Here is a 22667-nt window from a genome sequence, read left to right as displayed (position 1 = left end):
TAATAATTGTTCGTCATTTTGTATAAAGCGAAAGATGCAGCTGCTTTTCATTCGTCTCTATCTTTTCTTCAAGAGACGCAGCATAACAACGTTGAACACATTGACAAGTAAGAACAACGCAATAAAAATCAACGTGATGGTCGCTCCCGGCGGTGTATCAATTTGAAACGATGCCACCAGCCCGGAAACCATGCCTAACAACCCGGCTCCTACACTAATAAAAATGACGCCGTTGAAACTTTTCCCGATTTTCATGGCAATCGCAGCAGGCAAAATCATGATGGCCGACACCAGCAAAGCTCCAGAAATCGGAATCATCACGGCAATTGCAACACCGGTCAAGACGTTAAACATCGTTGACAGCAGTCTCGTCGGCAAACCGTCGACATGCGCCGTCTCTTCATCAAACGTCAAGACGTACATCGGCCGTTTCAGAGCCAAGAACAGGATGATGCTGACCGCCGTCAAGATTCCTAAAAGTCTGACTTGGCTCCAGTTGATTGTCACAATGGAACCGAATAAATACTGTTGGATGTTCATTGCCGCCGCTCCCTTATTGGCATTCATCAGCACAAGGGCAATCGACAGTCCGCCGGCCATCAAAATCGCTGTGGAAACTTCAGAGTAGGATTTGTATAAGCCGCGCAAATACTCCAGCAAAAGCGCAGAAATCACTACCACTATCAACGTCATCACTGTTGGATTCTGGTTCAGAAAAAAACCTAACGCCACACCTGCCAAAGACACATGTGACAGTGTATCAGCCAGCAGCGACTGGCGCCTCAGCACAAGAAAAACTCCCAGCATCGGAGCAATAACAGCCATGAAACAGGACGCAATCAACGCCCGAATCATGAACTCATATGAAAACATCGCCATTCAGAATCCTCCTTCCGCACAAGCTGGATATGCCGGTCCATGTACTCCTTGATATCTTCATGGTCGTGCGTAATCATCAATACTGCTTTCTGATGCACGTGGGCACTATGGCGCAGCAGCCGGTAAAACTCGCCGCGGGAATTTTCATCCATCCCGGTCGTCGGTTCATCCAGTATAAACAAATCCGGGTCTGTCGCAAAAATCCGCGCCAGACAAATACGCTGTTTCTGACCGCCGGACAGCTCGCCGATTTTTTTATCCCGCATCTCCCACATACCGATGGACTTCAACGCCTTTTCCACATGCAGATGATCACGCTCAGTCAAACGGTGAAACCATTTGCCCCGCGGGAAGCGTCCTGAGCGGACCAGCTCAATCACCGTGCTTGGAAACCCGGCATTGAATGAGGCTATCTGCTGAGGGATATAGCCGATACTCAATTTTTTTCCTTCTATATTCGTCTTTGAAATCGTGACCGTCCCCGCCGCCGGCTTCAACAGTCCTAACGTATTGCGAATCAGCGTGGACTTTGCCGCGCCGTTTTCACCGGTCAGAATGACAAATTCACCCGAATCCACATGGTACGAAATGTCTTCCAGCACTGGTTCTTCGCCATAATAAAATGTCAGGTCTTTGACATCTATGTATCTCATTATTGTTACCTCTCCATTCACAAATCGTAACCGTTCCGTTTTAAAACATTTTATAGCTTATCATTTTCTGTCAGTAAACACAAGCAAAGCACTCAAAAAAAGCGCATCTTCTGCGCTTTTACTGATTCAGTGTCCGGACCACATAAACTTCTTCACAAAACCCTTTCAGGCCATTGGCTACCCGCTGCGCACGCGACTGTTTCCGGCAAAGCGCAAACACCGTCGGGCCGCTGCCGCTCATGACAGCCGCATCCGCACCAAACTGCAGCATTTTTTCCTTGATTTGGCGAACAACGGGATGTTTTTTCATGGTATAGGTTTCCAGAGAATTGCCCAGATAACGTGTCAGCATGTCGTAATCGTTCGTTTCGATGGCTTCCTGCAGCTTGTCGATTCTCGGATGAGTCACATCATCCAGCGACAATCGCGCAAACACTTTAGGTGTCGATACACTCAATTTTGGTTTCACCAGTACGACCCAGCACTGCGGGATGGGCCGTGCCAGCGGAATGACTTTTTCGCCAACGCCTTTGACCAGCGCCGTCCGGCTGTATATGCAATAAGGAACATCTGTCCCCACCGGTATAGAGAGCGCCGCCATGTCCTCATACGTCATGTTCAATTCAAATAAGCGGTTCAATCCGCGAAACGTTGCTGCCGCATCACTGCTTCCGCCGCCTAAACCGGCTGCGACCGGAATGCGTTTTTTCAAATCCACATGGACACCTTTTGTTATGGCATAGTGCTGCTTGATGATTTCAATCGTCTGATAAATATTGTTTTTCCCGTCCACCGGCAAAAAGCCGTTATCCGTCGTGATGACGATCTTGTCTTCATCCAATGCAGTGAACGTCAAATAATCCGACAAGTCCACACTTGCCATAATCATCTCCAGCTCATGATAGCCGTCGTCGCGTTTATATAAAACATCCAGACCGAGATTTATTTTAGCAGATGCCTTTTCAATTATCTCCATTCCTCTCATCCTTACAAAGCTGTTTGCTTGTTTGATTATACATGAAAACAGTGAAATTTTAAATTTTTAATGACTATTGACGCAAAAAAGTAATGAACCTCCGGCAAACATGAAAAAAGCCCCGTCTTTTTTCATGACAGAGCTTGACCGTGTTTAGCTTGATGACAAAAAAATAACAGTCTGGCAAGCGGTTCTCTTTTTTCGTTCATACACATCTGAATTGAGGTTCTTATGTCCACTCAACCCTCATTAATGACCGCTTGTCAGACCGTATTCCATTTGTAAGGAGTAACTCAAATTCCCACATCCTTTACAAGGTTTTCTTTGAAGTCTCATACAAATTCTTTTCAATAGCAGAACCTACATCGTCTGCACCTACCGGGAATTCATATGACCCCTTACACTTATTTTATACCATGTTTCCAGAACGTGTGCAAGCGATTACACTCGGGAGCATTAACAAAGTAAGGCAACTTTGGCAAGCACGTTTCATAAGACTGCTAAATCATATAAAAACAAAACTTGAGAGCACTAATAATCATGCTCCCAAGCTGTTAAACTATGTTCTAAGAAATCCTCAGTCCAGCGCCTAAATAAATTACTTGAAGCTATGCTTCTTTCATTCTGTTCACTTTTTTGATGGACTGATTTAGTTGTCCGCTAGTTTTATCGGCGTGGCTGTTTCAGCCAGTACGGTATTCAATTCATCAATGTTTTGTTTTCCTTGTGTGCGCAGCCAGTCAACTGCTGCTTTTTCACCTTCTTTGACAAAAACCCCTATGCCGTCTGCCCATGTTGCACGACCGCATAGCACACCATTAAAAGTTGAACCGGCATCTTTCGCAAAACGTAAGGTTTCCCGGAACAGCGCAGCTGAAACACCTGCACTTAAAAAGATAAAAGGTAAGTGTGTTGACGCTGATTGTTCTTCAAAACACTTCACTGCGTCATCTTTTGAATAAACTACCTCACCTTCAGCGTACCCTTCAACGAAGTTCATATTCACTGGCACTTCAACTTTCAATACATCAACATGATATTTTTCATCTGAAAAAATTTTCATCATCCCGTTGACTTTATGCGGTTTTACTTTCGCATAATCCGCACTGTTAGCATCTAAACCAGCCGCGTCATAAGAAAGTAATTCTAAGAAAAACGGCATTTCTTCTGCAACACATTCTGAACCCAATCGTTCAACAAAAGCGTGCTTGCGTTCATTAATCTCTTCTGCTTCATCGATATCGTAATATAATAAAAATTTACACGCATCAGCACCCGCTTCTTTTAAGCGGCGTACTGACCAGACATCTAAAATATCTGGTAATCTTCCCGGAACGGTTGCATCATAACCCGTTTTTTCGTATGCTAATAATAAGCCACTTTCTGGATCTTTCTGTTTGGCCGCAGGTAATCCGTATTCGGGGTCTAGTAATATGGAAGATGTGTAGGGTGTTAATTCTTTTGAGACTAAAGTTTTAAATTCTATTATGTCTTCCGAAGTGGCTTCTTTTTTGTGTTTTGACATTAATCTTTTCATAGCCCCTCGTTGGTCAATCGCTAATGCTGCAATGATCTGCTGCTTGTTCAGCATCTTGCGTAGCCTTGCAGTTTTCAACTCACTCACTCAACTTCTCCTCCAATTTCATATAATACCTTGACTTCATTTGAATCTTTTTCGCGCATTTTTTCAAATGGTTCAGCTTGTGCTTCTAACGGGTAAATCCCCGTAATCAATGGCGATGTATCAATTTCACCTGATACTAAATACCGCAACGCTGCATACCATTCAAATCCCGGGAAAGGAGCCGAATACGACATCCATGAACCGGTCAATTCCAGCTCGCGACGCAAAATCAATTCAAATTCCTCTGCTGCAAAATTTACCGGATGCGTACATGTTCCGACAAACACTACTCTGGCTCGCCGCGCTGCATACTTAATCGATTGTACCTGTGTGATGTGATTGCCGGCAGTTTCAAATACAACAGAAGCAAGTCCGTTTTTCTTGAAATGCTCATCTAAATCAGTTGACAAAGGATTGAGAATAACATCTGCCCCAATTCTCTTCGCCAGTGCTAATTTTTGATTATTTAGATCAACGACCGTAATTTCACCAACACCACGCGCGCGTAACGCCAAGATGGTCATTAAACCAATTGTCCCCGCACCTAATACTAGTGTTTTGTCTCCTGCTTTTGTCCGAATTCGTTCGATTCCATGAATCGCAACTGTCAACGGTTCGATGGTTGCAGCAATTTTCAAGGGCAATTCCTTTGGGACAACTAAACAATTTTCAATAGGAGCAATCACATACTCAGCCATTGCGCCTTGTTGCCTTGACCCGATAAAACTGTAATTAAGACATAATTGCGGACAACCGCTGCAACATTGCTCACATGTGTTGCATGGCACCAGCGGAGCGACTGTGACGCGTGTGCCTTTCTTTATTTGCACACCTTCGCCAACCTCAACTATGGTACCGGAAAATTCATGCCCTAATACTTGTGGGAATTGGTGAACTCCTCCATCAAAATAACGCGGTAAATCAGATCCACATACTCCGACATAAGCAACTTTCACTAATACTTCTCCTTTTCGAGGAGAAGGAACGGCAACTTCCTGTAATTCCATTGCGGCAACATCTGTCACTACTAATGCTTTCACTTTCTTCACCTTCCTACGCTTCTTCTACATATAACTTACCTTGTTTATATTTGGCATACGTATAAGCTACACAGAAGCAGTAAAGAACCAAAATCACAAAGAAACCAACACCCATTTCCAAAGTAATACCTTTAGTCAGCAAGTAAGTGATTGGGGAGCCGGCTTGGTCCATTGATGAAATCTGCTCACCCGCCTTTGTTAAACCAACTTGTTGACCTAATGCCTGCTGGATAGGGGCCATTTGATTAGCAATCCATAATGTCATTGTCATGATTGCTGTTCCTGAAAAGAGTGTACGGAAAATGTTTCCTTTATGGACTCCGACCGCAATTGCTACGAAGAAGCCAATTGTTGCCAAATCACCAAATGGTAAAATATTATTGCCAGGAAGCACGACCGCAATCAAAATCGTTAACGGGACAAACAACATCGAGGAGGCAACAACCGCTGAATCACCTAACATTAATGCACAGTCCAAACCAATTCGGAAATCACTGCCAGAAAAATGTTTATCTAACATTGAACGTGCAGCCTCTGAAATTGGAATCAAACCTTCCATAATCAGTTTTACTACCATGGGCATCAAAACCATGACACCAGCCATTTGCACAGCCAATGTGGCAGCTTGCCCAATCGGATATTTCGCTAACAGGCCAATAACAAAACCTAAAACTGCACCGATAATAGTTGGTTGGCCAAACACACCTAGACGTTCTTCAATTTTCTCCGGGGTGAGTGTCACTTTATTCAATCCTGGAATCCGCTCAATCAAGTCATCGACCGGCTTGGCAATGACCCCCATATAAGCAGATGTGCCGTGAGGCATCGCAATGCCTTCTAAGCCAAAGTATTCATCCGTTACAGGCGTAAAAATATCACCTAGTTTGTAAACAATCACGGAATGAACAACAATACCGACAATTCCCCACATATAACTCCCTGTTGCAACTTGAATCATTGCTCCAGTAAATGCAATATGCCAAATATTCCAAATATCAACGTTCACAACTTTTGTCATTTTAGTCAGCAGCATCACGATATTAACGCCTATCGCAATCGGAATTGCAATCAATCCCATACTTGATGCCCAAGCCATCGGAGAAGTTCCCGGCCCGCCGAGATCAATGACATTTAATCCTAAATTATAATTGTCTGCCATTGATTTCGCAGCATCTCCTAAGTTTTCAGTCATTAAGCTGATGACTAAGTTGATACCGACAAAACCAATACCCACTGTTAAACCCGAACGCAGTGATTTACCAATTCCTTGTCTTAGTAAAATTCCAATGATGAAAATGATCAGAGGCAACATCACTGTTGGCCCCAAATCGACAATATATTGAATGACTCCCACGAAAATTCCTCCTTTATTTTAGAACATCTAAAATCTGTTGTTCTAGCTTTTCAATGCCTATTCCTGAAATAAATGCCACACCGTGAATGGTCGGCACCCCATAATCTTTTTTTACCTTTGCTGTCGTGACAATTAAATCCGCTCCCTCTTTTTCTGAGTCTAACTCAGTGATACGTGTTTGCTTGACTTCAGCGTCTATCCCGTGGGCCTTCAGCAACTCACGAATACGACTTGCTGCTACTGTTGATGTCGCAATTGCGCCACCACATGCTACAATAATCTTTTTTTTCATTTTCTCTTCCTCCTACTAGACCTGTTTTCATAAGTATGTGTTTACAACAATTGCGAATTCTTCCAGATTTTTCGCTTCCAACGATTTTGCGACCAGCTGGCCATCTTGAATTTTTTCAACCAGATTTTTCAGTTGCGCTAAATGTGTCTCGCCATTTCCCAGTACTAACATAAAAAATACTCTTGGAAAAACAAAATCGTCTTCATCACCTCCCATTTCATTGAACGGCACCTCATTTCTATTGACGATGCATAAAATCGTATCCTTCTTTACATATGAGCCATCTGTATGTGGAATAGCTACAGGCGGAACGGTTGGTAAGCCCGTGGGAAAATCTTGCTCTCTCTTATTTAGTGATTCTTCAAATTCCGCTGACACATAGTTATTTTTCATTAAAAATTCAGTGGCACCTTTAAAGAGGTCATTTTTAGTTTTGAAACAGGTGTCAAACAAAAACTCTTTCTTAATCATCTTTTTCACCCCCTTCTGTTTTGATAATCTCAAATCCGTATTTTAAAAACTCCTCTTCCGCCTCCAAATCCTTCATGGTTGTCGTGATGACAATATCCAAATCCGCCAAATTTGAAGTTTTGTAAAGAGCAGATTTCCCAAATTTTGTATCATCTGCCAACAAAATAACTGTTTTACTGTGATGAATCATTACTTTGGAGATTTCAATTTCCCCCATATGGTAGTTGGTGACACCAGATTTTGTATCTATACCGGCGCATCCAAAAAAACCTAAATCGACAAATATTTCTTTTGCACTGTTTAACCCGAATGTGCCAAATAGCGAATCTTCGTTTTTCCGTACATTTCCGCCTAAAATAATTAATTGAACGCCTGGGGAATGTATGAGCAGATTCACAATTGGAATACTATTCGTCACAACTGTTAAATCCTTAAAATCGACTAATTTTTCAGCTAAAGCGTAGGTACTCGTACCGTAATCTAAATAAATCGTATCACCTGATTCAATGAACTGATACGCACGATCTGCAATACTTTCTTTTTGTCCTTTATTTTCTGCACGCCTTCGTTCATAATCTGTTTCAATATTGGCCTCATCCAGCACAGCACCACCATACGTTTTTTTCAGTAAACCTTCTTCTTCCATTTCCATGATGTCTTTACGTACAGTTTCTCTGGAAACTTTTAATTGTTTACTTAAATCTAGAATCCGAACTGATTTTTTTTCTTTCAGTATATTCAGTATTTGCTCTTTGCGATTTTCTGCCACTTTTTTTACCCCCTTTGCAATCGTTATCATTATATTATCATATTTTTTGCATTTTGCAACAATAAATTTGCATTTTTATAATAAATAATAAAATTTGCAAAATATATGCCAAATAACTTAGATTTTGTTGTATAATGATTTCAGTTAAAAAAGGAGAGTGCTGAAAATGATTCACTTGATTTGCCCAAACCCTGCGGTAGACCGGACACTGCTATTCAAAACTATTGAATCTTCTGTTCCTAACCGTCCTATTGAAGTAAGGGAGTTTCCGGGAGGGAAAAGTTTTAACGTTGCATACGCTTTGACTTACGAAAAAGATTTGCCAGACATTATGATTCATACGATGATAGGAGGATTGTATGGAACCCACTTAGTTGAATTGGCTGCAGAAAAGGGCTATAAAATAGAGGCAACTACAGTTGAAAAGAACACCCGCCTATGCAATATTTTGGTTGACATGACGGAAAAAGAAATACTTCCTATTTATGAAGCAGGCTTTGATTTAAATGCTGACACACTCGATTTATTTACAGAGAAGTTGATTTCATCAATTAATAATAATGACATTATCGTTTTCTCCGGATCTCTCATGAAAGGAATGCCATCAAACTATATCTCCCAAGTAGTATCAACCTTAAAAAAACGCCAAGTTAACTTTAAACTGTGTGTGGATACTAGCGGCAAAGCGCTCGCAACAACTTACCACGAAACTAACCCGTATTTAATAAAAATTAATGACGAGGAAATTCAAGACATTTTTCCTGAAAAAAAACTGGCTACAGTAGATGATTACCTTGCATTACTGACAAAAGACATAAAAAAGGAAATCCCTAATTTTGTCATTACATTAGGAAAAGAAGGGATTGTTGGGCGTATTGATGGCGAGTTATATAGAGGTTTTGCAGAACCGATCAAAGCTAAAAATCCTATTGCTTGTGGCGACTTTTTTCTAGGGAGATTGGTTAGGGGCATCGCAAACAATGATTCGGCCGAAAAAATGCTAAAAAGCTCATTACTTTTTTCAACCTGTAATGCTATGAACTGGTATCCGGAAATAACGAAAGAGCAGTTGAAGCATATCGGTCCAACTGTTACTGTAAACCAAATTCAGAACAACAAGCTATGATTATTTAAGAAAAATCTTGATCTATCCAAAGTCCGAGTCGACTGTTCGTTGTGGTATTTATCTTTCTGAGATTCGGTTAGCCCCCAATAAAAGTGCATGTGTACAATAAAAAAGCGGCTGCGAAGCCGCTTTTTTTACGCTATTTCCGATACATCTTAAACTCCAAAAACAAATCATTGTACAATTCCAAATACTTGGAACCCAAGTCTTCATAAACTTCCAAATTCGCAACGACTTCGTCACTTGGGTAGAACTGCTCATCGCCGGTGATGTCATCGGGCAGGATGGCCATCGCTGCCTTATTCGGTGTTGCGTAGCCGATATACTCTGCGTTGGCCGCAGCGTTTTCCGGCCGCAGCATGAAATTGATGAAATCGTAGGCGCCCTGTTCGTTTTTGGCGGTTTTCGGGATGACAATGTTGTCGAACCACAGGTTTGACCCTTCTTCCGGAATGACGTAATGCAAATGTTCATTGCCGTCCAGCATTTCCGATGCTTCGCCTGAGAACGTCACGGCGGCGGCACTTTCTTCATTGACCATGTACATTTTGATTTCATCCGCTACGATGGCCTTGACGTTTGGTGTCAGCTTGGACAATTTGGCGGCGGCTTCGTTCAGCTCGTCTATGTTGGTGCTGTTCAAAGAATGGCCGTTGCTGTTCAAGGCAAGTCCCATCACTTCCCGGGCACCGTCAATCAGCATGACATTGTTTTTAAGCTCAGAGCGCCATAAATCATCCCAGTGCTGCACCCGGTCACCCTCAATCATCTTGTCATTGTAGATAATACCCAGCGTGCCCCAAAAATACGGGATGGAATATTGGTTGCCCGGGTCAAACTCCAAATCGAGAAACCGTTTGTCAATGTGTTCCAAGCCGTTGATTTTGCTGTGGTCCAGTTTAATGAGCATGTCTTCTTTCATCATTTTTTGAATCATGTACTCACTCGGGATGGTCAAATCGTAGGCGGTGCCTCCCTGTTTGATTTTGGTGAACATTGCTTCATTGGAGTCAAATGTTTCGTAGACGACTGTATAGCCGAATTCCTCTTCAAAATCTTTGAGCAGCTGCGGGTCGATGTAGTCGCCCCAATTGTAAATCGTTACGGTTTGTTTGCCGGCACGTCCCTGTGTCCTTTTCAGTTGGAACGACGCCAGTGCCAGAATGGCAATCAATGCTAAGATGCCGATGATTAAAGCATTCAAGCGTTTCATCCTAGTTTTGCCCCCCTTCTCACATGGCGTTTTGATTTTTTGCCGGTATTTTCCTGGCTGATAAAATAGTAGCCTAAAACCAGCACAATCGAAAACAGGAACAACAACGCACTCAAGGCATTGATTTCCAGACTGATACCTTGCCGTGCCCGGGAGTATATCTCAACGGCAAGGGTACTGAACCCGTTGCCTGTCACAAAAAATGTCACTGCAAAATCATCCAGCGAATAAGTGAATGCCATGAAATAACCGGCAATGATCCCCGGGGTCATGAACGGCAGCAAGATTTTATATATGACTTGCCAAGTATTCGCCCCCAAGTCGCGCGCGGCATCAATCATCGAGTCGTTCATCTCACGCAGTTTCGGTAAAACCATCAGCACGACTATCGGGATACTGAATGCCACATGGGAAATCAAAACAGAATAAAAACTGAGACTGGCCCCAAGAAAGGTAAACAAAATCAAAAAGCTGGCGCCGATAATGACGTCCGGCGAAACAATCAGAATATTATTCAAACTTAACAGCGCATTGCGTGAGCTGCGCTTTTTCGTGTAATAAATTCCCATAGCACCGAACGTGCCGATGACTGTTGCCAGAAACGCCGACGAAAAAGCCAGCACAAATGTGTCAAGCACAATTCCCCAAAGCCGCATGTCTTCAAAAACTGCTCGATAGTGTTCCCATGTGAAACCGGTGAAGCGGTTCATCGTCCCTTCAGCATTGAAAGAGTAAAAAATCAAATAAATAATCGGGGCGTACAGCAGAACGAAGACAAGCACTAAGTACACGGTCGACCATTTAAAGCGTTTATTTGCCATGTTTCCGCCCTCCTTTTTTTCCCCGTTCGCGGGTCAGCATCATCACTCCGAACATGGCGATAATCAGGATGACCCCGATGGTCGAGCCCATGCCCCAGTTCTGGGTAACCAGAAAATGCTGTTCAATGGATGTCCCCAACGTGATCACCCGATTGCCGCCAATCAGACGCGTCAGCATGAACAAGCTGAGTGACGGGATGAAAACTGCCTGCACACCGCTTTTGACGCCGTTGAGCGACAATGGAAAAATAACTCTGAGAAACGTTTGAATACCGTCAGCTCCTAAATCGCGGCTGGCGCTGATGAGAGAAGAGTCAATTTCCTCCAGCGCGTTGAAAATCGGCAAAATCATAAACGGGATTTCAATATAAGTTGCGACAAACAAAAAGCCGGCATCCGTGAACAAAATCTGTTTGGGGCCAATCCCCATTAATCCCAGAAATTGATTGACACTGCCGTGGATACTGAAAATGCCGATGAACGCATAGGCTTTCAACAGGAGGTTAATCCACGTCGGCAAAATAATCAGCAGGAGCCATAACTGTTTGTGTCTGGTTTTTGTCAGAAAGTACGCTGTCGGATAGCTGACCAGCAGCGTGAAAAAAGTGATTAAAAACGCATAGAACACCGAATTCAGCGTCATCCGCAAATAGGTGCCTGATGTAAAATATGTCTGGTAGTTGGCCAATGTCAACTGTCCGCTGCTGTCAAAAAATGACTGGTAGAAAATCAGCAGGACCGGTGCAATCACAAAAAGCATCAGCCACAGCATATACGGAATCGTGTATAAACGTTTTGATTGTGTCACTCGGCATGCCTCCTTTTACTCGTCATAGCTTTCCAGCCGCGCATCAAATTCTTCCTCGGATTCGCCGAAGCGCATGACATGAATGTCTTCCGGCTCAAAATACAGCCCGACTTCCTGCCCTTCTGTTGCCCGCCGGGTGGAGTGAATCATCCATTCGTTGCCTTCCGCATCATAGCAGATAATCTCATAATGCACGCCGCGGAACAGCTGTGTATCGACTTTCACTTTTAGTTTTCCGCCCTCAACCGGACCGATGTTCAAATCTTCCGGACGAATCACAACCTCCACTGGTTCATTGGAGCGCATGCCGCTGTCGACACACTCAAACTGTTTGCCGACAAATTCGACCAGGTTGTCGGCAATCATGACACCGTCGACGATGTTGCTTTCCCCGATAAAGTCGGCCACAAAACGGTTGATGGGTTCGTCGTAAATATCCACAGGTGTGCCGCTTTGCTGGATTTTGCCTTTGTTCATAACGAAAATTTCGTCACTCAGCGCCAGCGCCTCTTCTTGGTCGTGGGTCACAAAGATAAATGTGATGCCTAAGCGCTGCTGCAGCTCGCGCAGTTCGTACTGCATGTCTGTCCGTAATTTTAAATCAAGTGCAGATAACGGTTCGTCCAGCAGCAGCACTTCCGGTTCATTCACCAGCGCTCTGGCGATTGCAACACGCTGACGCTGGCCGCCGGACATCTCGCTGATTTGCCGTTCTTCAAATCCTGAAAGCTGGACCATCCTGAGCGCCTCATGTACTTTCTGCTGAATTTCAGCTTTCGGCAGCTTTTTAATCCGCAGCCCGAACGCCACGTTTTCAAACACATTCATATGCGGAAACAACGCATAATCCTGAAACACCGTATTGACTTTCCGTTTATCCGGCGGCAAATCGTTTATCCGCTTACCTTCAAAATAAATCGTGCCGGATGTTGCATCGGTAAAGCCGGCAATCAGTCTTAAAATAGTCGTTTTCCCGCAGCCGGAAGGTCCCAGCAGCGTATAAAATTTGCCTTGTTCAATATCAAAACTCACATTCTTCAATACCGGCGCATCATCATCAAACTGTTTGACGACTTGTTCAAAACGAATAATGGTTTGGTTCACATCTCTCACTCCTGACTTATAAATAAGAATTGGTTGCCACAAGCAGCAGTCTGCTTCTGCCGTTGAAATTGTTTTTTATTTGATGGGCTTTGGTCGCCTGATAGTAAATGCTCTCGCCTTTTTTTGCAAAATAGCGGGTCAGGCCCAGTTCAACGCAAACTTCGCCTTCAAGGACAAAAGCAAAGGTTTCTGACAATGACGGCTCGAATTCTTTGTAGCTGCCGTTTTCTTCCAAAGTCAGGATAATCGGTTCCATCTCATTTTCATTGGAATCGGGTATCAGCCAATCAATCAGGTAGCCTTTTTCCTCATCTGTATAAATCGTGTAGTCCTCTGCTGTGTACACAACCCGCTGTCTTTGCTTTTTCTCATCAAAAAATTCCTTTGGCGTCACGCCCAGCACCTCCAAAATGGAAAAAAAAGTTTCCATTGAAGGAGAACTGAGATTTCTCTCCAGCTGGGAAATATAGCCTTTGGTCAAATCTGTCCGCTCCCCCAGCTCTTCCTGGGTCAAATCTTTTTGAATCCGTAAATTTTTCAATTGTTTTCCGATATCCATTCCGATACACCTCGAAAGTTCACTATTATTAAACTTCCAACTACAAAAGTTTTGTAATTCTAAACACTAAGTTTAATACATTGAGTAGTATACACAAAAAACACTGTTATTTCAACCAAAAAATAAGACCCGTTATCACTTTTATTTTAGCGCTGTTTCGATTACACTTAAAACAAGAAATGAATGGAAAGGACATGACGTATGACAACATTTAAGGCGCTTTTTGCAGAAAAAAAAGAAACAGACGTCGCGCTTGTTTACCGCACGGCTGCACTGGACGACTTATCCGAAGGGGACACGCTAGTGAAGGTGGCCTATTCGGGCATTAATTACAAGGATGCCCTCGCCTCTGTCAAAAACGGCGGCGTGATTCGCAGCTATCCGATGATACCAGGCATCGATTTCAGCGGAACGGTCATCGCAACCGACAGCAGTCAATTGGCAAAAGGGACGGCTGTACTGGCAACTGGCTACGGGCTAGGTGTTACCCATACAGGCGGCTTCAGCGAACTGGCGAGAGTGCCGGCCGAATGGCTGATTCCTTTGCCGGAGAATTTATCTCTGAAAAACAGTATGATTTTAGGAACGGCCGGGCTGACTGCGGCACTGGCCATCAACAAACTAGAGCAAAACGGCTTGAAGGAAACGAAAGATGCGGCTATTTTAGTCACAGGGGCGACAGGCGGAGTCGGCAGTCTGGCACTCACACTGTTACAGTCACTGGGATACACCCATATCACTGCCCTATCACGCAAAAAAGACACGGCTGACACTTATTTGCAGTCGCTGGGTGCTTCTGCTGTTATCACTCCCGAGGACATCGTACCGGATAAAGTCGGACCTCTCGGAAAACAGCAATTTGACTTTGTCATTGACACAGTCGGCGGTGATACAGTAGCCCACTTGCTGCCTGTCATCCGTTATGGCGGAAGTATCGCGCTGTGCGGCAATGCTGCCGGGATTGCCTTTCAGACGACCGTGCTCCCGTTTATTTTACGCGGAGTCAATTTGCTGGGCATTGATTCAGTCAATATTTCCCGAGCACTGCGAATAGCGATGTGGCAGCGGCTGGCTGCCTGTGTCACACCTGAAGCACTGGCACATATTAGCCGGCAAGAAGTCGGGCTGGCCGAAGCAGAGCCTGTCATTGATTCACTGCTGGCTGGCACGCATACTGGTAGAACACTGATTCGTATGGATTAACTGGCAAAAAAAACAGCGGAAAGGAGATACTATGAGAAAATGGCGCAACCTTTCATTACATGTTGTTTCAGTGTGCACTCTGATCATTTTTACGCTGATCAATCTGGGCAACCTGTTTTACTATAACGCCGACTATTTCCCGATACCGTTGACAGGACTTAACAGGGGCATTCTGACAGTCGGGTTTCTTGTACTGACAGCTGGCTGGTTCTTCGTTATGCGCTTTGTCTGGCAGCACCTGGCCGATAAACTGACGATGCGGCATATCCTCCTTCTGGCGATTGGATTGAGAGTGCTTTGGATACTGGCGGTCGACACACCGCCGGTACAGGACTTTTCAGAAATGTATCAGGCCGCTGTCCAGTTTGCCGGCGGCCAGCTGGATTTTGCGTCTGAAAGCCGCTACCTGTCCCTGTATCCTTACCAAGTCCCCTTCGTCATGTATCAGGGAATAATCATCAAATTACTGGGCGAACATGTCTTGTGGCTGAAACTGTTGAACTGTATCATCAGTACCGTTACGATTGCGCTGACCATCATGATCGGCAAACAATTTTTTTCAACGAAACAGGCGCTGATGGCCGGCTTGATGCTAACACTTTACCCGCCGCACATCGTGCTGAACTCTGTACTGACCAATCAAATCATTGCGCTTTGTCTGTTTTTAGCCGGCATTTACCTGTTTCTTCAGGAAAAAGACAGCCTGCTCAATGCGGTACTGTGCGCACTGTTCCTGACTTTCGGCAATCTCTTCCGGCCGCTGGGCAGTATCTTGCTGATTGCTTTCGGGCTTTACGCCGTCTGTATCCGTCTGCCGGTAAAAAAACACAAAGGGCGGTATCTGCTCACCTTGCTTTGTCTGCCTGTTATTTATTTTTCAGCCAATCAGCTTGTGGATACCGCACTGATGACTTCCGGCATCACAGCCGACAGCATTCAGACCGTCAATCCGTATTGGAAGTTCGCTGTCGGACTGAATCAGGAAAGCGACGGCAAATGGACACAAGCCGATTATGATATTGTCACGGCATTCGACACCGCCGAAGAACGCAACGATGCAGCCAGACAGCTTTTGGCAGAGCGGCTTGACAATCCTCCTGCCATTAGTCGGTTACTGGTGAGAAAATTTTTGATTATGTGGTCGGACATCGACACCAGTCTGTCGTGGGGAACCAAACAGACGGGCCTGCCTCAATGGGCAATTGCCGGTTTGTCGGTCATTCAGAAGACGCAGTACATGATGTGGGTCTTCTGCGGGACGGTCTATTTGATTAAAAAAAGGCGCCAATTGCCGGACGGCGTGTATGTGCTTTTGATCATCATTATCGGTTATGTACTAGTTCATGAAGGAATCGAAATCCAAACCCGCTACCGTTATGTGCTGATGCCGTTTTTCAGTTTGCTGGCCGCTGCCGGCCTGCCGCTTTTCACCTCACGACCACACAAACAAGCTGACCAGCATCAGGAAAAAGCCTGATGCGGTCAGCTTGTTTGCGTCTTTATTTAGCCAGCTCATAAATCGTCAGCGCGTAAATCTGCATATTTTTCAGCAAATCAGCCACCAGCATATATTCATCACTATTATGCGCAATTCCTTTTTGACCGGGAAAAGATGGACCGAACGCCACAATGTTCGGCATGCTCCGTGCATAAGTCGCCCCTGTCGTCGTAACGGGGGTCCCGTCCATTCCGGTACAGCGTTCATACACGTCCTGCATGACTTTTAGCATCGGATGCGACTGAGGGAACATCACTGCCGGCAAAGAACGGACAACGCGAATCCGGCTGTGCGGCGGCAGATTGGCTGACAGCCGCGAAAGTATCTGATCCTCTGTCACGGTGACCGGATAACGGATAGTCAGCCCCAACTGCAACGTGTTATCTGCTGTCACAGACCAGTCAAAAGGCGTCAGCTGCAGTTTGCCCGACTCGCGGTCTTCAAAATCTATCCCGAGGCCGGCACCGTCATGCTGATTAGCCAATGACTTAACCAGCCAGTCCGCATAGCACCTGACATCCTCCGGCAAACGGCCGCTTGTGTCTGCAAGAAGCGCCTGCGCTAATTGGATAATGCTGTTCACGCCAAGTTCCGGCGCATTGCTTGGCGATCCTTTTCCAGCCGCGCTTATCTCATAGCCGTCTGCAAAGACCAGTCGGGAAAAATCAGGTACCATGCTGCTGTGGTGATTACCTGTCAACTCAGCGATTCCCGAGCCGGCACAGATGTCCGTTTCCAGACAAAGGCGCAACATGCCGCGCTCGCCGTAAACTGCCGGGTATTTGCAGTCCGGTGTAAACCCGTAGACAGGCGCAGGTTCAGCAGCGAGATAGAGCGGAATATCCGCGGACCCGCTCTCCTCGTCACTGCCAAACAATATCCGAACAGTTTTGGTCAGCGGCAAGTTCAACTGTTTGATTGCATACAGGGCAAATAAGCACGCCAATGCCGGGCCCTTGTTGTCCAGCACTCCTCTGCCGTATGCTTTCCCGTCCTCAATCGTCAAATCAAACGGCGGATAAGACCAGCCGTCACCGGCGGGCACGACATCCAAATGTCCAATCACGCCCACATAGTCAGCAGATTCTCCCAGTTGTGCAACTCCCACTGCGTCATTCACCATTTTGGTTTGAAAGCCCAGCTCGCCGGCAATAGTCATTGCCGTATCAAGTGCCTCCCTTGGTCCTTCGCCAAATGGCGCACGGGCGGCTGCCGGTCCTTTGACGCTGGGGATGCGCAGCAATTTTCTTAGAGCGGCAAAATATTCCTCTGTCAGACTGTTTACCATATCTGTCAATTGTTGTTCTGTAGTCATGTCGTCTCCTTCTTTTCAGCATTCTGCTGTCCGCAATACACAGCTGCCCCAATCAGATTCGCCTCACTGCCAAACTGACACGTTTTTAATTGCGGGAATAGCGGCGACCGCTGGCCGTATGTCATAATCTCTCTTAAATGCCGTTCAATGTTGGCAATCAAATCAGGGTGCTCGGAAATGCCGCCGCCAATCACGATTGCCTCCGGGTCGATGATATATTGCAAGTTGTAAATACCAACCGCCAGCGCATGATACAATTCTTCAACCGCTTTTTCCGAAACAGCATCACCTGCTTCCGCCAGCTGAAAAACCTGTTCGCCGGAATAAGCATTTTCCGGCAAGCCTTTAAGCAGACTGACTTTCCGCGCCATGTGAACAGCAGACCCCAGTTTTGCCCATTCGTCACGGCCATTAATCAGCATCATGCCAAACTCGCCGCCGAACAAGTGGTGTCCCCGGAGGATTTTTCCGTCAATCAACAGCGTGCCGCCGATGCCTGTGCCGATGATGACAAAGAGGGCATTATGCATGCGCTTTGCCGCACCGTACGTTATCTCAGCCAGAGCCGCACATTTTGCATCGTTCTCCATCCAGACAGGAAGCGAAAACAGCTCCGTCAGCTCTGCGGCAAACGGCACCTCGTGCAAGTAAGCAACAGAGCTGGCACCGCCGATCATGCCTTCTTCCTGCCGGGGCACGCCGGGCACGCTCACCCCCACTGCATGAATTCCGTCAAATCTGGCGGACAAATCACGCCAAATGCGGATGAACTCGTGCTTTAGCGCATCCCATGTGGCGGGCGTCGGAAAGTTTCCGGCTGCTGTCAGCTTATCCTCTTGCCAGACACCGTATTTCACACTGCTCCCGCCAATATCAATCACAAAATACATCCTTCCCCTCCTCAACCGCTTTAAACCGTCTGAACCGACATGACGCAGTAACCCCGCAGTTCTTCCACTGTCAACTGCACATACCCGTCAGACAATATTTTAAACGGCAGCGCGCAACCAGTTACGACATCTTTGACACCCACTACTTGTTTGTCACCGACATAGTAGTCTACCTTAACCTCTCTTAACGGAATAACCATATCAATGGTGAATAAATCTTCCGCTTTCTTTTGCTGGATATAGTGCAGGCAATAAATCATGTGTTGTGTGTGGTCCGTTTCAGATCCGTTATTAAGGTAATTTCTGCTTGATACGTTCCTCATAGGCTTGGAGCCAGGTTGCTGACGCCCGCTCGATTTTGGTTGTGCCGTCCTCGTTGGGAAAAGCCAAATAAATAGTCGGCGCCAATTGCTCGGTCATCACGACAAACGAAAAGTCCACATTAGTTGCAACACCCCACCGGCCACGGCGGTCCATACAAACTAAAGACATCGCGCCGGCTTTACCGCTGCGTTTTTTCAATAAATCAGAAAATGAATAGACCGCTTTATCCACTGCTTCCTGGGGAGAAAGCCCTTCGCCCATCAAGCGGACTGTTTCATAACTCAGACAGCCTTTCATCAAATCTTCACCCAAACCGGTTGCGGCTGCTCCTCCGATATCGCTGTTCACATAAAATCCGGAACCTGCCAGCGGGGAATCGCCGACCCTGCCTGCCCACTTCATGAACAAACCGCTGCTTGATGTCGCCGCCGTCATCGAATGGTGCCGGTCCAAACAGACCATCCCCACGGTATCATGACCGTCATAGGGGCTTAGCTGATTCTTTTTCACTTCTTCGACCCGGAGTTCCCAAAAGCGCTTGGCTCTGTCCGTCAGCATATTTTTCTCGGCAAAGCCTTCTTTTTTAGCATATTTGCCGGCACCTTCGCCGATTAAAAACGTATTGAACCGTTCATGGCTTAGTTTTTCAGCCACCGCTATCGGGTTAGCAATGTCTTGGATGCCTGCCACCGCCCCGATATCAAGCGTGTCGCCGTCCATAAAAGCAGAGTCCAATTCGACGGCACACTCTTCATTGGGAAGACCGCCATAACCCACTGATTTATAATACGGGTAATCCTCAACCCATTTGACTGCCTTCACGACAGCCTCTCTGGCTGAACCTCCTGCTGCCAACTCTTTTTTTACCGACTCAAACCCTTCATAGGCCATTCGCCATGTTGCGATCATTCCAAAAGTCATGACTATCCCTCCGCTTCATTAGTTTATTCTTATTATACCGTTTCCGGCTGGAAAACAAACCTTTCCTACAAGCAGTGTTGATTAAAAAAATTATCAGCTATAGTAAATAACCAAAAAAGACAGGCGAACCTGTCTTTTCCCGTGCACCTATTTTTCCCGCCCGATAATCCGGACTTCTGTTTCCAATTTGACACCAAATTTTTCCATGATGACTTGCTGAATATGGGCAATCAGTTCAATATAATCAGTTGCTGTCGCACCATTGACATTTACAATAAACCCGGCATGCTTCATGGAAATCTGAGCGCCTCCCCATTTCAACCCCTGCAAGCCGGCTTCCTGAATCAACTTGCCGGTATAGTGTCCTGCCGGGCGCTTAAAGACACTGCCGCACGAAGGCAGCTCCAAAGGCTGCTTGGATTCACGGAGTTGGGTCAACTCCATCATCTGGGCTTTGATCCGCTGGTGGTCATCTTTTGCCAGCTGGAACGTCACTGTCAGCACAATCCCTTTTTGATCCTGCATGATGCTGTGACGGTAAGAAAAGGCCATGTCTTCTTTACGGTACGTGACAATCGAACCATCCTCCAAAATGACTTCAGCAGACTCAAACACATCCACTAATTCCCCGTCATACGCGCCGGCATTCATATATGCCGCACCACCGATACTGCCGGGAATACCGCAGGCAAATTCCAAACCGGACAACCCGTATGTCAATGCCATATAGGTTACATCAATCAACTTGGCACCGGCCTCGGCAATCAGTTTCGTGTCATCGATATACATGTGGTTCATTTTTGTCAACATGATGACAAACCCTGAGATGCCGCCGTCTCTGACGATTAAGTTACTGGCGTTGCCCAGACACAGCCAGTCATAGCCGCGGCTGCGGCAGTAGTCGATTAGCTGTTTGACTTCATCTTTATTTTTAGGAAAAGCCAGCACATCGGCCGGACCGCCTGTTTCAGTATATGTGTAGTTGGCCAACGGTTCATCAAACAACAGCTCAAGCGCGCCCAAATCCCGTTTAATTTGCTCTCTATTCACAGTCAATTTCCTTTCTCTTCCAAACATCTTGTTCATTTTAACATGAAACCCTAATGAAACTCAATTCCCCGGCGGACAATTATCAGAATGTTAATGTTTCCCGAAAAACAATCGTGTGAATAACATTTCCCTGTTGAATTTGTTACAATAAAACCATCACTAACTAATGAAAGGAATACCTCTATGAAATGTATCTCTTGGAATGTCAACGGCTTGCGAGCTGTTGTTAAAAAAGGATTTCTCGACGTCTTTCATGAATTAGACGCAGATTTTTTCTGTTTGCAGGAAACAAAACTGCAAGCCGGGCAGATTGAACTGGATTTGCCGGACACATACTACCAGTATTGGAATTATGCAGAACGGAAAGGCTACGCCGGCACCGCCATCTTTACCAAAAGAGAGCCGCTTTCAGTCCGCTACGGTATCGGCAGTGCCGAACATGATTTAGAAGGTCGGGTCATTACTCTAGAATACCCGGATTTTTTCTTCATCACCTGCTACACGCCCAATTCCGGAGAAGGATTGAAACGGCTCGCCTACCGCATGGCTTGGGAAGATGATTTTCTTCATTACTTGAATCAGCTGGACAGCCAAAAACCCCTCATTCTCTGCGGGGATTTGAATGTTGCCCACCAGAATATCGACCTGAAAAACTGGAAAACCAACCGTAAAAATGCCGGGTTCACTGATGAAGAACGGGAAAAGTTTTCCGCACTGCTAGATAGCGGCTATCTCGACACTTTCCGCTACTTTTATCCTGATTTGACAGGTGCCTATTCATGGTGGAGCTACCGTTTCAATGCGAGAAAAAACAACGCCGGCTGGCGGATTGACTATTTCATCACGTCAAAACGCCTGCAGCCGCAGCTGAATGACGCCAAGATTCATTCCCACATCATGGGTAGCGACCACTGCCCGGTGGAACTTGATATTTCACTATAGCAACGCACTGTCATCAGTCAAAGGAGGACGACATGATGAAACCTGTTTGCAAAAAAATAACTGCCATTTTGTGTTTCTGTTGTTTGATGATGATTAGCGTGTTCATTCACGCGCCTGTTGCGCAAGCAGAGGACATGCCGGTGGATTCGCTCGTCAGTGATCTGCATTATGACGAGAAAACCAGTGTCCTCAGCGGCAAAACTAGCCCGGGAGCAAATATTTATCTGGAAGGCGTCGCCGGGTTTGCTGTTGCCGAAGATGACGGCACCTTTGCTTTGCCCGTCCCTGACGATGTCACAGAGGTCACTCTCTCGGTCCTGGACGTGTTGGCAAATGATTCGACAACCATCCGCTTGACGCTAAAGAAAGAACCCCAGCCGTCATCCGCCAATCAGCAGACGACCTCTGAAACGGGGCCGGACACGGTCGACACACTGGCAACTGAAAGCAGCATCAGCGGGACGAAACACACCGCAGCAGCTAACACATCCAGCACCGAAAAAGAACAATCGGCTGCAACGTCCGACCTCAGTCCGGCAGTCGAAAACAGACGTAAAAAAACAGTTGTCTGGCCTTGGGTGATCGCTGCTGCCGGCACGTTGGCAGTCCTGATCGTCATCTTCTCCCGGCTCAGAAAAATCAGATAAACCCATCACTTTCATTGACACTGCTTCCTAAAATTTGTATCATTAATGAAGAGATACAATAGAACATCACTGTTTTATTGTATCTCTTTTAAGATTATTCTCATAAATACAGTGCTTGTTATCCGACAACCTTGTTTTAGTTATTATTTGTTTTTTCAGCTTATATCACTGTCAAATATTTCTTTTTT

Annotated in this window: 24 protein-coding genes; 5 read left to right on the top strand and 19 right to left on the bottom strand. The window is 45.7% G+C overall.

The window, feature by feature from the left end; translation table 11 throughout:
- Window positions 1-57: 57 nt before the first annotated feature.
- From CBF27_RS00720 to CBF27_RS00680, 9 genes are all read right to left on the bottom strand, one after another.
- Window positions 58-879: a metal ABC transporter permease gene (locus tag CBF27_RS00720; RefSeq protein WP_126811381.1), complete on the bottom strand. Its 822-nt coding sequence runs from the start codon at window positions 877-879 to the stop codon at window positions 58-60.
- Window positions 852-1532, bottom strand: coding sequence for a metal ABC transporter ATP-binding protein (locus tag CBF27_RS00715; RefSeq protein WP_126811377.1), 681 nt, complete (start codon window positions 1530-1532; stop codon window positions 852-854). The genes CBF27_RS00720 and CBF27_RS00715 overlap by 28 nt, the downstream gene beginning before the upstream one ends.
- Window positions 1533-1650: 118 nt before the next feature.
- Entirely contained in the window at window positions 1651-2508 is an 858-nt protein-coding gene (ispE, locus tag CBF27_RS00710) for a 4-(cytidine 5'-diphospho)-2-C-methyl-D-erythritol kinase (protein ID WP_126811374.1), read from the bottom strand.
- Between the two features lie 649 nt (window positions 2509-3157).
- Window positions 3158-4132 (bottom strand): tagatose-bisphosphate aldolase, encoded by a 975-nt coding sequence (gene lacD, locus CBF27_RS00705; protein WP_126811372.1) that lies wholly within the window; start codon window positions 4130-4132, stop codon window positions 3158-3160.
- Entirely contained in the window at window positions 4129-5181 is a 1053-nt protein-coding gene (locus CBF27_RS00700) for a galactitol-1-phosphate 5-dehydrogenase (RefSeq protein WP_211334576.1), read from the bottom strand. Before CBF27_RS00700 ends, lacD begins: the two co-directional genes overlap by 4 nt.
- Window positions 5182-5185: 4 nt before the next feature.
- Entirely contained in the window at window positions 5186-6526 is a 1341-nt protein-coding gene (locus CBF27_RS00695) for a PTS galactitol transporter subunit IIC (protein WP_126811369.1), read from the bottom strand.
- Between the two features lie 13 nt (window positions 6527-6539).
- Window positions 6540-6818, bottom strand: coding sequence for a PTS galactitol transporter subunit IIB (gene gatB, locus CBF27_RS00690; protein WP_126811366.1), 279 nt, complete (start codon window positions 6816-6818; stop codon window positions 6540-6542).
- A gap of 27 nt (window positions 6819-6845) precedes the next feature.
- Window positions 6846-7289: a PTS sugar transporter subunit IIA gene (locus tag CBF27_RS00685; RefSeq protein WP_126811363.1), complete on the bottom strand. Its 444-nt coding sequence runs from the start codon at window positions 7287-7289 to the stop codon at window positions 6846-6848.
- Complete coding sequence (locus CBF27_RS00680; RefSeq protein ID WP_245985886.1) at window positions 7282-8058, bottom strand: DeoR/GlpR family DNA-binding transcription regulator; 777 nt, start codon at window positions 8056-8058, stop codon at window positions 7282-7284. Before CBF27_RS00680 ends, CBF27_RS00685 begins: the two co-directional genes overlap by 8 nt.
- Window positions 8059-8224: 166 nt before the next feature.
- Between CBF27_RS00680 and CBF27_RS00675 the strand changes: the two genes are divergently transcribed.
- The gene (locus tag CBF27_RS00675) at window positions 8225-9184 is read left to right on the top strand and encodes a 1-phosphofructokinase family hexose kinase (RefSeq protein WP_126811357.1); all 960 of its coding nucleotides are present in this window, start codon (window positions 8225-8227) and stop codon (window positions 9182-9184) included.
- A gap of 139 nt (window positions 9185-9323) precedes the next feature.
- Here CBF27_RS00675 and CBF27_RS00670 read toward each other — a convergent pair whose 3' ends face one another.
- The 5 genes from CBF27_RS00670 to CBF27_RS00650 are packed head-to-tail and all read right to left on the bottom strand — an operon-like array spanning window position 9324 to window position 13689.
- The gene (locus tag CBF27_RS00670) at window positions 9324-10397 is read right to left on the bottom strand and encodes an ABC transporter substrate-binding protein (protein ID WP_126811354.1); all 1074 of its coding nucleotides are present in this window, start codon (window positions 10395-10397) and stop codon (window positions 9324-9326) included.
- A complete protein-coding gene (locus CBF27_RS00665) occupies window positions 10394-11218 on the bottom strand; it encodes an ABC transporter permease (protein ID WP_126811352.1) in 825 nt (274 codons plus the stop codon). The genes CBF27_RS00670 and CBF27_RS00665 overlap by 4 nt, the downstream gene beginning before the upstream one ends.
- Window positions 11208-11990 carry an ABC transporter permease gene (locus CBF27_RS00660; RefSeq protein ID WP_425469912.1) on the bottom strand — a complete coding sequence of 261 codons (783 nt, stop codon included), beginning with the start codon at window positions 11988-11990 and terminating at the stop codon, window positions 11208-11210. Before CBF27_RS00660 ends, CBF27_RS00665 begins: the two co-directional genes overlap by 11 nt.
- 51 nt (window positions 11991-12041) lie before the next feature.
- Complete coding sequence (locus tag CBF27_RS00655) at window positions 12042-13130, bottom strand: ABC transporter ATP-binding protein (RefSeq protein WP_126811347.1); 1089 nt, start codon at window positions 13128-13130, stop codon at window positions 12042-12044.
- Between the two features lie 16 nt (window positions 13131-13146).
- Window positions 13147-13689: a helix-turn-helix domain-containing protein gene (locus CBF27_RS00650; protein ID WP_126811344.1), complete on the bottom strand. Its 543-nt coding sequence runs from the start codon at window positions 13687-13689 to the stop codon at window positions 13147-13149.
- 201 nt (window positions 13690-13890) lie between these two features.
- Between CBF27_RS00650 and CBF27_RS00645 the strand changes: the two genes are divergently transcribed.
- Window positions 13891-14892: a YhdH/YhfP family quinone oxidoreductase gene (locus CBF27_RS00645; protein WP_126811341.1), complete on the top strand. Its 1002-nt coding sequence runs from the start codon at window positions 13891-13893 to the stop codon at window positions 14890-14892.
- A 70-nt stretch (window positions 14893-14962) separates the two neighbouring features.
- Complete coding sequence (locus CBF27_RS00640) at window positions 14963-16369, top strand: ArnT family glycosyltransferase (protein ID WP_170174955.1); 1407 nt, start codon at window positions 14963-14965, stop codon at window positions 16367-16369.
- Window positions 16370-16391: 22 nt separating this feature from the next.
- On the opposite strand, the gene CBF27_RS00635 is transcribed toward CBF27_RS00640, so the two are convergent.
- From CBF27_RS00635 to murB, 5 genes are all read right to left on the bottom strand, one after another.
- Window positions 16392-17705, bottom strand: coding sequence for a Sapep family Mn(2+)-dependent dipeptidase (locus CBF27_RS00635; protein WP_126811334.1), 1314 nt, complete (start codon window positions 17703-17705; stop codon window positions 16392-16394).
- The gene (locus CBF27_RS00630) at window positions 17702-18595 is read right to left on the bottom strand and encodes an ROK family protein (protein WP_126811333.1); all 894 of its coding nucleotides are present in this window, start codon (window positions 18593-18595) and stop codon (window positions 17702-17704) included. Before CBF27_RS00630 ends, CBF27_RS00635 begins: the two co-directional genes overlap by 4 nt.
- A 20-nt stretch (window positions 18596-18615) precedes the next feature.
- Complete coding sequence (locus CBF27_RS00625) at window positions 18616-18855, bottom strand: hypothetical protein (RefSeq protein WP_126811330.1); 240 nt, start codon at window positions 18853-18855, stop codon at window positions 18616-18618.
- Window positions 18856-18886: 31 nt separating this feature from the next.
- The gene (locus tag CBF27_RS00620) at window positions 18887-19840 is read right to left on the bottom strand and encodes a glycosylasparaginase (RefSeq protein ID WP_126811327.1); all 954 of its coding nucleotides are present in this window, start codon (window positions 19838-19840) and stop codon (window positions 18887-18889) included.
- Between the two features lie 147 nt (window positions 19841-19987).
- A complete protein-coding gene (gene murB, locus CBF27_RS00615) occupies window positions 19988-20890 on the bottom strand; it encodes a UDP-N-acetylmuramate dehydrogenase (protein WP_126811324.1) in 903 nt (300 codons plus the stop codon).
- Window positions 20891-21073: 183 nt separating this feature from the next.
- On the opposite strand from murB, the gene CBF27_RS00610 reads away from it, so the two are divergent.
- Both CBF27_RS00610 and CBF27_RS00605 read left to right on the top strand, forming a co-directional pair.
- Window positions 21074-21832 carry an exodeoxyribonuclease III gene (locus CBF27_RS00610; protein ID WP_126811321.1) on the top strand — a complete coding sequence of 253 codons (759 nt, stop codon included), beginning with the start codon at window positions 21074-21076 and terminating at the stop codon, window positions 21830-21832.
- A gap of 32 nt (window positions 21833-21864) precedes the next feature.
- Window positions 21865-22479: a hypothetical protein gene (locus CBF27_RS00605; RefSeq protein WP_126811319.1), complete on the top strand. Its 615-nt coding sequence runs from the start codon at window positions 21865-21867 to the stop codon at window positions 22477-22479.
- Window positions 22480-22667 lie beyond the last annotated feature (188 nt).

The sequence above is a fragment of the Vagococcus acidifermentans genome, from assembly GCF_003987655.1.
Lineage (GTDB): Bacteria > Bacillota > Bacilli > Lactobacillales > Vagococcaceae > Vagococcus_B > Vagococcus_B acidifermentans.
This window is presented reverse-complemented; position numbering and strand designations above follow the sequence as displayed.